This window comes from Lacinutrix sp. (assembly GCF_037625555.1).
Lineage (GTDB): Bacteria > Bacteroidota > Bacteroidia > Flavobacteriales > Flavobacteriaceae > Lacinutrix.
On the sequence record NZ_JASJHV010000001.1, the window covers coordinates 1 to 11,373 of the forward strand.

The 11,373-nt window shown below is 31.3% G+C and carries 10 protein-coding genes; 1 reads left to right on the forward strand and 9 read right to left on the reverse strand.

The features are described 5' to 3' along the window. The 8 genes from QNK89_RS00005 to QNK89_RS00040 form a co-directional block, all read right to left on the reverse strand. A partial coding sequence (locus QNK89_RS00005) for a Mur ligase family protein (RefSeq protein WP_340168865.1) occupies positions 1-602 on the reverse strand: 602 nt, incomplete at its 3' end. A 4-nt stretch (positions 603-606) separates the two neighbouring features. Next, positions 607-1,398, reverse strand: coding sequence for an energy transducer TonB (locus tag QNK89_RS00010; RefSeq protein ID WP_340168866.1), 792 nt, complete (start codon positions 1,396-1,398; stop codon positions 607-609). 39 nt (positions 1,399-1,437) lie between these two features. Further along, the gene (gene tolA, locus QNK89_RS00015; protein WP_340168867.1) at positions 1,438-2,439 is read right to left on the reverse strand and encodes a cell envelope integrity protein TolA; all 1,002 of its coding nucleotides are present in this window, start codon (positions 2,437-2,439) and stop codon (positions 1,438-1,440) included. A 1-nt stretch (position 2,440) separates the two neighbouring features. Then, positions 2,441-2,833 (reverse strand): biopolymer transporter ExbD, encoded by a 393-nt coding sequence (locus tag QNK89_RS00020; RefSeq protein WP_340168868.1) that lies wholly within the window; start codon positions 2,831-2,833, stop codon positions 2,441-2,443. A 10-nt stretch (positions 2,834-2,843) separates the two neighbouring features. Beyond that, positions 2,844-3,545, reverse strand: coding sequence for a MotA/TolQ/ExbB proton channel family protein (locus QNK89_RS00025; protein ID WP_340168869.1), 702 nt, complete (start codon positions 3,543-3,545; stop codon positions 2,844-2,846). Positions 3,546-3,594: 49 nt separating this feature from the next. Next, a complete protein-coding gene (gene nhaD, locus QNK89_RS00030; protein ID WP_340168870.1) occupies positions 3,595-4,989 on the reverse strand; it encodes a sodium:proton antiporter NhaD in 1,395 nt (464 codons plus the stop codon). A 15-nt stretch (positions 4,990-5,004) separates the two neighbouring features. Further along, a complete protein-coding gene (locus QNK89_RS00035; protein ID WP_340168871.1) occupies positions 5,005-6,231 on the reverse strand; it encodes a Glu/Leu/Phe/Val dehydrogenase dimerization domain-containing protein in 1,227 nt (408 codons plus the stop codon). Between the two features lie 148 nt (positions 6,232-6,379). Then, on the reverse strand, positions 6,380-7,444 hold the full coding sequence (locus QNK89_RS00040; protein ID WP_340168872.1) for an anhydro-N-acetylmuramic acid kinase: 1,065 nt from the start codon (positions 7,442-7,444) through the stop codon (positions 6,380-6,382). 91 nt (positions 7,445-7,535) lie between these two features. Here QNK89_RS00040 and QNK89_RS00045 point away from each other — a divergent pair, with 91 nt between their 5' ends. Beyond that, complete coding sequence (locus QNK89_RS00045; RefSeq protein WP_340168873.1) at positions 7,536-8,678, forward strand: acyl-CoA dehydrogenase; 1,143 nt, start codon at positions 7,536-7,538, stop codon at positions 8,676-8,678. Positions 8,679-8,732: 54 nt separating this feature from the next. Here the strand turns inward: QNK89_RS00045 and QNK89_RS00050 are convergent, their stop codons facing one another. Beyond that, positions 8,733-11,171 (reverse strand): helix-turn-helix domain-containing protein, encoded by a 2,439-nt coding sequence (locus QNK89_RS00050; RefSeq protein WP_340168874.1) that lies wholly within the window; start codon positions 11,169-11,171, stop codon positions 8,733-8,735. Between the last annotated feature and the right edge of the window lie 202 nt (positions 11,172-11,373).

Consider the following 11,373-nt stretch of genomic DNA (forward strand, 5'->3'; position numbering starts at 1 on the left):
TGATTTTCTCCGATTACAACAGGAATATTTGATTTAATGATGCCAGCTTTTTCATTGGCTATAGACTTTAAAGTATTTCCTAGAAATTGGGTATGATCTAAACCAATATTGGTAATTACAGATACTTCTGGTATGATAATATTTGTAGAATCTAACCTGCCACCTAAACCAACTTCAATTATAGCGATATCTACTTTTTGCTTTGCAAAATAATCGAATGCCAAACCAACTGTCATTTCAAAAAATGATAACGTATTTGATTCAAAAAAAGATTTATTCCGCTTTATAAATTGAATTACAAATTGCTTGCTAACCTCTTTACCATTTATTTTTATACGCTCTCTATAATCTTTTAAATGTGGTGAAGTATATAAACCAACTTTATATCCTGCTTCTTGTAGAATTGAGGATAGTATGTGGCTAGTAGAACCTTTGCCATTAGTTCCCGCAACATGAATTGATTTGAATTTACTTTCAGGGTTTTCTAGGTGATTTGATATTAAAATAGCATTACTTAAATCTATTCTAAAAGCACTTTTTCCTTGCTTTTGATACATTGGAAGTTGCGTAAACATCCAATTAATAGTATCTTGATAGTTCATGGTTTTATTGACCTAATTTGAAATTTACACTTACAAAACCAATTTGTCTTGTCGGTGCTTTTGAGTCTGCAGGCCATTTACCAGATTCTGCAATTTTTTTTGCAGCTTTGTATAAACAAGGTGCTGAGTTTTCTGTTCCTTTAGCAGGTTCTACTTTAAGTACACGACCATTTCTATCTACTTCTACTCTAACAACTACCAACCCTTCTTCATTACAATCTTGTATAACTTTAGTAAATTCCTCTTGACCTCGTCCACCTAAACCAGAACCAACACCTCCATTTCCTTTTCCACCTCCAAAGTAACTTGGTGCATAAGAATTACCATCGAGCTGTCCTTTATCTCCTGTTTTATTATCGTTGCCTTCACTTGCATTTGATTCTCCTTCGGAATTATTCATTCCTCCTAACATAGCATCAATTTCTACTTTTTTCTTAGCTTCTGCATCAGCTTTAGCTTTGTTTTCAGCTTCAGCCTTTTTAATCGCTATCGCTTCTTCTGTATCTTGAGTTAAAATATCTTCTTTAACTTGGTCTGAAGCTGCTGCATTATTTGGTTCTGATTGCGCTTCTTGAGGTTGTTTATTGATATTTAAATCTTCAAACTTTACAGGCTTATTTGGTTGTATATTTCCACTGCCAACTGATGAATTCCCAAAATTTATAGCAACACCATATTCTTCTGGAGGATCTTGATAACTTTGTCCAATTACGAAACAAAGCAATACTAATATAACTGTTATTAGAGTTGTTATAATAGCTGAATGTTGCTCATGTTTTGTTTGTAAGTATTTCATCTTATCAGACTTTTTAATATAGTTTAAACTATTTAAAAATTAATTAATTTTTATACTAAGAGGAAGATCAAAAGCAACAGATACAGGCCTACCTTGTTGCATTCCTGGCTGCATTTTAGGTAATAAACCTAATACTCTTTTAGCTTCTGTTTCTAATTTAACATCTGCTGCTTTAGCCCTAATACCTGCAACTTTACCAGATTCACTAATTGTAAAACGTATATATATTTTTTGAAAACCATTCAAGCCTAAATCTGAGGCAAGCATTTTATTAAAGTTATTATTTAAAAATTGCTTGATTTTGTCATTCATGCATTGTTTTCTTGCAGTATTATTTCCTGACTTACAACCTGGATAAATAGGTGAGTTTTCTATAACATCAAAATTGGGAGTTTTCCCATTATCTTTTGCTTTATTTTCTGCTGCTAGTTTTACTGCAGCTGCTCTATCTGATTCTGCCTTTGCATCTGCTGCTGCTTTATCTCTGGCTACTTTATCTGCTATAGCTTTTGCATCTGCTTTGTCACTAGCTGCTCTATCTGCCTTTACTTTTGCATCTGCTACAGCTTTATCTTTGGCTTCTGCTGCCTCTTTTTTAAGATTCTGTATTTTCTCTTTAGCTTTGGCTTCTTTTTCGTTTCTTATTTTTAAAGCCTCCTCTTTTTGCTGTGCTAATAATTTTTCAGCCGCTTCAGCTTCTGCTTTTGCCGCTTTGGCTGCTGCATCTGCAGCTTCTTTACTAGCTAGTTCTTCTGCTAATTTTTCTTCTTCAATTTTATTAAGCTCTGCTGCTGCTGTTTCTGCTTCTGCTACTATAGGTTTTTCAGGTTCAGCTTCTTCTTCTTGAATTTTCTCTGAAATTTTTGGTCTAATATTTTCGTTTAGCGCACTGGATTCTCCAAAATTAATTGCTACTCCATATTCTTCTGGAGGATCTTGGTAATCTTGACCAACAACAAAACATAAAAGCACTACAATAACAACGATTATTGTTGTTATTGTAGCAGATTTTTTTTCGTGTTTTGTTTCTAAATATTTCATTTTACTGAGACTTTACTGCCAAAGTTGATTTTATCCTATTTCTATTCGCAATATCCATTATGTATACAACATGTTTCATTTCTACATCTTGGTCTGAACGAATTGTTATTGTTGGAGACTCTTCACTACCAAGCTTTGCAATTAATTCTAACTCTAAGAGATCTTTAGAGACCTGTTTCAGGTCTATATAGTAATTAGTATCCTTATCTACACTAACTGATATGTTTTTAGTTTGTGTAGTTTTACTAGTAGATTTTGGCAATAATAAATCTATGGCCTCAGCAGATACTAACGTTGAAGCAATCATAAAAAAGATAAGTAAAAGGAATACAATATCGGTCATGGAAGACATATTGAATTCTGGTGTTACTTTATTTCTTCCGCGTAAATTCATCAATTAGTTGTTAAATTGGTTCATTTAAAAGATCTAAAAACTCTAATGAGTTTACTTCCATCTTGTAAACAATTTTATCTGTTTTTACTACTAAGTGATTATATGCTATATAAGCAATAATTCCGACTATTAAACCTCCAACAGTTGTTGTCATTGCAGTATACAAACCATCTGCCAGAGTTTTTATATCTATAGAACCACCAGAGTTTGCAATTTCGAATATTGATAATATCATTCCAATAACTGTTCCAAGAAATCCAATCATTGGTGCAGCACCAGAAATGGTTGCTAAAACACTTACATTTTTTTCTAAACTATAAATTTCTAATCGTCCAGCATTTTCAATAGCTGTATTAATATCGTCTAAAGGTTTACCTATTCTAGAAATCCCTTTACTAATTAACCTTGAGACTGGAGAATTTGCTTGTGAACATAGGTTTTGAGCAGAGTCAATTTTACCTTCACTTACATAATTCTTTATCTGATTCATAAAATTTGAATCTACTTTTGAAGCTTCTTTTATTGCTAAAAGTCTTTCGAAATAAATATATAATGCGACAACAAATAAAACGAATAATAAACCTATAATTACCATTCCGGCTGTTCCTCCCGTTGTAATTAACTCTATTATTGATAATGTTTTTTCTACTGTTTCTCCTTCTGCTAAAACTTCTGCATCTTGAGCTGTGTCTTGTATTAATGTACTAATCATATTGAGTGTTTATATAAATGTATAACGTTAATTTTTGTAGTTACGTATGTTAAAACAAAGTTCTATTCCAAAAGAAAACTAATGTTCCTGCTAAAAATCCGACTAAAGCTAACCATGATATTTTTTTGAAATACCAGAAAAAATCTATTTTTTCCATTCCCATAGCAACAACTCCAGCTGCAGAGCCAATAATAAGCATACTACCTCCAGTTCCTGCTGAATAGGCTATAAAATGCCATAACTCGTTATCCATTGGTTCTGAAAACATACCTAAACTTGCTGCTACTAAAGGTACATTATCTATAACTGCAGATCCTATACCTAATAATATTACTACTAAATCTGATACGCCAGAGTGATGTAACTCTGTTCCTAGCATTGGAACAGAAGTCTGTAATGAATCTGCAAAAAGGAATAATGTTCCTAAAGATTCTAGTGCTGCGACAGCCATTAAAATCCCTAAGAAGAATAATATACTTGGTAATTCGATTTTAGATAAAGAATGATGTACTGGACTATGGTGCGCATGGGCTTGGCTTTCTCCTCCATCCATTTCTGTTAAACTGAATTTTGAAGAACTATAAATTTCTGCAAAAATAGCTACAACTCCTAGAGACAGCATCATCCCAACATAAGGAGGTAGGTGTGTTACCATCTTAAAAATTGGCACAAAAACAATAGCACCTAATCCTAAGTATAACATGCTACCACTGAAGCGACTTTTTGGTTTGTTTGTATCTTCTTCTTGAGATTCTAAATTTCCCTTAAAAGCAGGTAAAAATGAAGCAATAATGGTTGGTACTAACATACATATTAATGATGGTAATAATAAGTAACCAAATAAATGTCCTGTAGATACTTTTTTACCAATCCACAACATTGTAGTAGTTACATCTCCAATTGGAGAGAATGCACCACCAGCATTTGCTGCAATAATAATTAATCCTGCATACCAAATACGCACATTTCTATCCTTTACAATTTTTTGAAGTATTGAAATTAAAACTATTGTTGCTGTTAGATTATCTATTATAGCTGACAATACAAATGCTAAACCACAAAAAATCCAAAGAATTTTAGATTTCTTTTTTGTTTTTATAAAATTCTTTATTGTTGAAAAACCATCGAAATAATCAATAATCTCAACTATAGTCATTGCTCCTAATAAGAACACTAAAATCTCTGCTGTTTTACCAAGATGATGTAATAGAGTTTCCTCCATTAAATGCATTTTAGCCTCATGACCTAATGCAGGAAAATTATCTACTAAGGCGTGTTTAGCAGAATCGAACCAATTTGGAAAAGAATCTATACCTAATGAAATTAATGCCCAACTTATTGCCATCATGACTAATGCAGGAATTAATTTATCTATTTTAATACTGTGTTCTAATGTAATGGCTAAATAACCAAATACAAATACTAGAATAATTACTGTTTCCATAGTTTATATTGAGAATTAAACAAGTTGAGTTAGTGCAATTTCGAATGCTGTCTTGCTAATTTCTGTTTTACTTGGGTTCTTATCGAATGTATTTTGAATTGCTTTTTTAATAATGCTTGAAGTATCGTTAAATATCGCTTCATCTGTCATTTGCACTTTACGTTCCATAAAGTATGCAAATACTCTTGCCATTCCACAGTTTGAAATAAAATCTGGAATTAAGCTTACTTTTTCATCTGTACTCTCCATAATACTTCCAAAGAAAATCTCTTTATCTGCAAAAGGTACATTTGCACCACATGAAATAACTTCTAATCCTGTATTAATCATTTGACTAATTTGATCTTGTGTTATTAATCTGGACGCTGCACAAGGTGCAAATATTTCTGTTTGAAGCGACCAAATACGTTTGTTCATTTCTGCAAATGGAATCATATTATCTGCTAGAAGTGTATTTCCGTTTTTTGTTAAGAAAAAATTAGTAATCTCATCAAAAGAAAACCCTTCTTCCTTAATTACACCACCAGAAATATCTATAATACCTACAATTTTCGCTCCCATTTGAGCTAAGTAATAAGCTGCAGCAGAACCTACATTACCAAAACCTTGGACAACGGCACGTTTACCTACTACAGTTCCTCCATAAATTTCGTAATAATGCTTTACAGCTTCGGCAACACCATATCCCGTAATCATGTCTGCTACTGTATATTTTTTCGCAACGTTTGGAGAAAAACCTGGATTTTCTATAACTTTAATTACACCTTGACGTAACTGTCCTATGCGATTAATCTTATCTGCTTCTGTAGGTTTAAAGTGACCGTTAAAGACACCTTCTTGAGGATGCCAAACACCAGAGGCTTCTGTAATTGGGATTACTTCGTGTATTTCATCTACATTTAAATCTCCTCCAGTTCCATAATAACTTTTTAACAATGGAGAGACAGCCTTATACCAACGTTCCAATACTCCTTTTTTTCTTGGATCTTTTGGATCAAAATTAATACCAGATTTTGCTCCTCCAATTGCTGGTCCAGAAACAGTGAATTTAACTTCCATTGTTTTGGCAAGAGATAAAACTTCGTTCATATCAAGACCTTTTCTCATTCTTGTACCTCCTCCTGCAGCTCCACCTCTAAGTGAGTTTATTACAGTCCAACCTTCAGCTTCAGTTTCTGCATCTTTCCAATTAAAGATTATTTCTGGCTCTTTATTCTCGTATTTTTTTAGTAATTCTTTCATTTATAATTGTTGAATCTTTGTTAACTTTTTTAAATTTAATTCTGAAAATATAATTGAAATGTATCTAAAGTTGATTCATTTTATAGAAAGTTGATTAGTTTTACAAATATAAAAAACTAAAGGCGCTTAAAGTAAAAATTTAATTTTTTTATAATTGAAATATCACTCCAGAAGAATGGTCTTTTTTAGCTCCTGTAACACTGGCTAAACAGTTGTTTTCCTCACGTAGTTTCAAGACACCTAAAAAGCCAAAAATTAGTGCTTCTTTGTATTCTATAATTTCTTTGGAAGGAATTTGGATTCTATTTTTACTTAAAAATTTAATTCTAGACAATAAAAATGAATTAAAAACACCTCCTCCAGTTATTAAAACTGAAGCGTTTTCTTTCTTATTCAAAACTGAAGAAGTCTGAATCGCAATATGCTCTATGTATGTTCTTAAAATGTCTTCAATTGAAAGATTACAACTATTAATTATAGGAAACATTATATCATTTACCCATTCTAAACCTAGTGATTTTGGATAGGTTTCTCTATAAAACTGAAGCTTATTTAATTCATTTAATAAATCATTATTAATTTTTCCAGTTTTAGCTAGATTTCCTTTATCGTCGTATGCAAAACCTAATTTCGAAACATATTTATTTAATACAATGTTTACAGGACAAATATCAAAAGCTATACGTTTACCCTCAATTTCGGTAGAAACATTTGCGAATCCTCCAAGATTAACACAATAGTTGTAATCTGAAAATAATAGTTTATCTCCAATTGGGACTAAAGGAGCACCTTGACCTCCTTTAGCAACATCTTGCACTCTAAAATCGCAGATTATTGTTTGATTTATTTTTGTGGATAGAATAGGGAGATTTCCTATTTGATAAGTTAAACCATCTTCAGGCTTGTGTAAAGCTGTGTGCCCATGAGAGCAAATAGCGTCAATTTTTTTAATATTATTTTGATTAATAAAATTTGATATAACTTTAGCTAAATGCAAAGTGTACTCATTGTCTAAGTCGTTTAATTCTTCTTTTGAATGTTTAACTAAGTTTTTCAATTTATTTGTCCATTCTTCATTATAAGTGATAGTTTCTGAAACATTTATTTTAAAAGTCCAAATAGATTTAAAATTGAACGTTATTAATGCTAAATCTATTCCATCTAAAGATGTACCAGACATAACACCAATAATATTGTATTCATTTTTTATCATATTATGTAAAAATAGAAATATCTATTGACAAAAAACTAATAAAAAGCTATATTTGTACTCTAATTTTATCAAATTAACAGCACATATAAATATGGATTTTAGCTTAACCGAAGAACATTTAATGATACGCGACGCTGCTCGAGATTTTGCGCAAACCGAATTATTACCCGGTGTAATAGAACGTGATAACAAGCAAGAATTCCCACAAGAACTAGTAAAAAAGATGGGTTATTTAGGTTTTATGGGCATTATGGTAGATCCAAAATATGGTGGAAGTGGAATGGACGCTATGTCTTATGTGCTAATAATGGAGGAATTGTCTAAAATTGATGCTTCTGCCTCTGTAATTGTTTCTGTGAACAACTCTTTAGTTTGTTACGGTTTAGAAGCTTATGGAACTGAAGAGCAAAAGCAAAAATACTTAACAAAACTTGCTACTGGTGAGTTTGTAGGTGCTTTTTGCTTAAGTGAGCCTGAAGCAGGAAGTGATGCTACATCTCAAAGAACTACTGCAATTGATAAAGGAGATCACTATGTGATTAACGGAACAAAAAATTGGATTACAAGTGGAGGAAGAGCAGATGTGTACCTAGTAATAGCTCAAACAGATAAACACAAAGGCTCTCATGGAATTAATGCTTTTATTGTTGAAAAAGGAACTCCTGGTTTTGACATTGGACCTAAAGAAGATAAACTGGGAATAAGAGGAAGTGATACACATACACTTCAATTTAATGACGTTAAAGTACATAAAGAAAATAGGATTGGTGCAAATGGATCTGGATTTAGATTCGCCATGAAAACCTTATCTGGAGGACGTATTGGTATTGCCGCTCAAGCTTTAGGCATTGCTTCTGGTGCTTACGAATTAGCTTTAAAATATTCTAAAGAACGTAAAGCTTTTGGCACTGAGATTTGTAACCATCAAGCTATAGCTTTTAAATTGGCAGATATGTATACAGAAATTGAAGCTGCTAGAATGTTAGTAATGAAATCTGCTTGGGATAAAGATCAAGGTAATAATTACGATATGTCTAGTGCAATGGCAAAATTATATGCCTCAAAAGTAGCTATGGAACACACTGTTGAAGCTGTACAGATTCACGGTGGAAATGGTTTTGTAAAAGAATATCATGTAGAACGTTTGATGCGTGATGCTAAGATTACTCAAATTTATGAAGGAACTTCTGAAATTCAGAAAATTGTCATCTCTAGAGGTCTTATTAAAGGATAAAAGATTCTAATTAATATATTATGAAAAGCTTCGGAATTTATTTCGAAGCTTTTTCTATTTGTTTGATAAATCGTCTAACACCAAACGTAATTCTCCAAAAGTATACTTGTTATCAACTTGATGTTTTAAATCTGAAAGGTTTTCAAACTTTTGATTTGGAATAATAGCTTTAAGTTCTTTATAATGTTTCTCTGAAATTAAATCAAGAATTTTCACTTCTCCAGAAGCTATAAAACTCGCTAAATGTCCAGTAATAGTATTCACATTCAAATCGCGTTCCATTGCAATTTGTTCTATCGATTTACCTGATTTAAATAATTGCAAAGATGTTCTATTAGTATCTCCTCTTTGTCTTTTCGGCTTTGGTACTTCAAAAATTTCAACATTTTTAGAAGTTTGAATATCATTTTCATCGCAATACTCTCTAATTACTTTTAAAATTTCTGTTCCATATTTTTCTACTCGTGTTTTTCCAAAACCGTTTACTTTTAGTAATTCTGTTTTATTTGTTGGTAAGGTTTCACACATTTCATATAAAGACTTTTGATTAAAAATTTGATAATGGATTAAATCTTTATCTTCTGCAATTGTGTTTCTTAATTGACGAAGTAGTTCAAATAACTCACCATTTGTAGTGCCATCTATAACCGTTTTTCTTAGTTTCTTTGGTACTTCTTTAGCTAAAAACACGGATTTTGCTCGCAACTCTAAAAATGTATTAACTTTAAAACCAGTTGTTAAATTTTTAAAATAAAGTTGCTTTGTTGCCAATAACTCTTCAAATAAATCTAAGGCTTTTACTAAATCCTTTTCTACTGTTTTATTATCTGTTGTAAAATTAAAGGTTTTATAAGATTCAAGAATTTTTGTTTCAACTTCGTTTTTATAATAATTTAATGCCTTAATAAAACGGGATTGTATTTCTTTACTTGATTCTGGAATTAGAGTAATTTCTGATAATTCATTTAACTGCGCTTTAAAAGCATTTGCTACTTTAAGTAAATTAGTTATACAATCTTTAATAGAAATTAGAGGTGTTTCTATTTTACCTTCAATACTACCTCTATTTTTATAATACAAATCTAACACTCTATTAACGGGATATAGAAATTTATAAAAATTAAAAATCTCCGAAATTAAATTAAGTTGAAATTCAGATTTAGATTGTTCTAAAACAGTTTCATCTGGCTGGTTTTCTTCAGCCATTTTATTAAACGAAATCACATTGCTATCACTAATTATCTGACTAGAATTAATTTTAGTTTTCAACACCAAACCTTCCAAACTTTTACAACGACTTAACGCAACATAAGTTTGACCATGAGCAAAAGCTCCTTGTGCATCTATAATAGCTTTCTCAAACGTTAAGCCTTGACTTTTATGTATAGTAATTGACCAAGCTAAACGTAAAGGCATTTGCGTGTAAGAACCAATTTTGTTTTCTGTAATAGCTTTAGTTTCTTTATCTACAGTATAGTTTATGTTCTCCCATATCTCTGGAGTAGTAATAATATTGAAATCGTCGTCTGGACACTTTACAACAACTTCATCTTTATCTAATAAAACTACTTTCCCAATCTTACCATTAAAATAACGTTTATCTGTAGAACTATCATTTTTAATAAACATAACCTGAGCACCAACTTTTAAGACTAACTCTTCTTTATTAGGATAAGAAAACTCTGGAAACTTACCATCTATCGATGCTTTATAGCTAACTATTTTTTCTTTTAATTTTTCTAATTCTGTTTTATTTGTCTGGTCAGCCTTAATGTTATGCGTTGTTAAAGAAATGTAACCTTCATCTGCTTTCGGCGAAAAATCGGATTGATATCTTTTGTTTAATTCATCTACCGAAGATTGAGACAGCCTATTATTCCTAATCTCGTTTAAAATATCAATAAACTTTGGGTTATCTTGTCTATAAATATGTTTCAATTCAACCGTTACAGAATTACATTCTTTATACGATAAACTACTAAAAAAGAAAGCATTGCTATAGAAAGGTTTTAATAAATGCCATTCATTTTCTTTTACAACAGGAGACAATTGCTGTAAATCTCCAATCATTAATAACTGGACGCCACCAAAAACCTTATCTCTTATTCTAAATCGCCTAAGTGTTTTATTAATACCATCCAATAAATCAGCACGAACCATACTAATTTCATCAATAACTAATAAATCCATAGATTTAATAATTTTGATTTTTGTTTTACTAAATTTTCGATTAAATCCTCCTGAACCTTTTAAATCCTCATTAGGTATAATGGGTCCAAAAGGCAATTGAAAAAATGAATGTATCGTTACTCCTTTTGCATTTATAGCTGCAACACCAGTAGGAGCGACGACTACCATTCTTTTTAAAGACTTCATCTTTAACCTGTGTAAAAACGTAGTTTTACCTGTTCCTGCCTTTCCAGTTAAAAACACATTTCTTTCTGTGTTATTTACAAAATCCCAAGTTAAATCTAGTTCCTTATTTGTTACCATGGTTAGCATTTCAATACAGAGTTTGAAGATAAGTAAAAGCTAATATTTATCTATATTTAAAAATAAATATATAATATATAGGTTAAAGTTAAAACAAAAAAATCCTCAACAAATAAATGCTGAGGATTTCTAAAAAAGGCGACGACCTACTCTCCCACAAGTGTAGTACCATCGGCGCAAATAGGCTTAACTTCTCTGTTCG

Coding starts and splice junctions, on each gene's coding strand:
- QNK89_RS00045 (WP_340168873.1), top strand. CDS start 7,536: ATGGATTTTAGCTTAACCGAAGAACATTTAATGATACGCGACGCTGCT.
- QNK89_RS00040 (WP_340168872.1), bottom strand. CDS start 7,444: ATGATAAAAAATGAATACAATATTATTGGTGTTATGTCTGGTACATCT.
- nhaD (WP_340168870.1), bottom strand. CDS start 4,989: ATGGAAACAGTAATTATTCTAGTATTTGTATTTGGTTATTTAGCCATT.
- QNK89_RS00020 (WP_340168868.1), bottom strand. CDS start 2,833: ATGAATTTACGCGGAAGAAATAAAGTAACACCAGAATTCAATATGTCT.
- QNK89_RS00035 (WP_340168871.1), bottom strand. CDS start 6,231: ATGAAAGAATTACTAAAAAAATACGAGAATAAAGAGCCAGAAATAATC.
- QNK89_RS00010 (WP_340168866.1), bottom strand. CDS start 1,398: ATGAAATACTTACAAACAAAACATGAGCAACATTCAGCTATTATAACA.
- QNK89_RS00025 (WP_340168869.1), bottom strand. CDS start 3,545: ATGATTAGTACATTAATACAAGACACAGCTCAAGATGCAGAAGTTTTA.
- QNK89_RS00050 (WP_340168874.1), bottom strand. CDS start 11,171: ATGGTAACAAATAAGGAACTAGATTTAACTTGGGATTTTGTAAATAAC.
- tolA (WP_340168867.1), bottom strand. CDS start 2,439: ATGAAATATTTAGAAACAAAACACGAAAAAAAATCTGCTACAATAACA.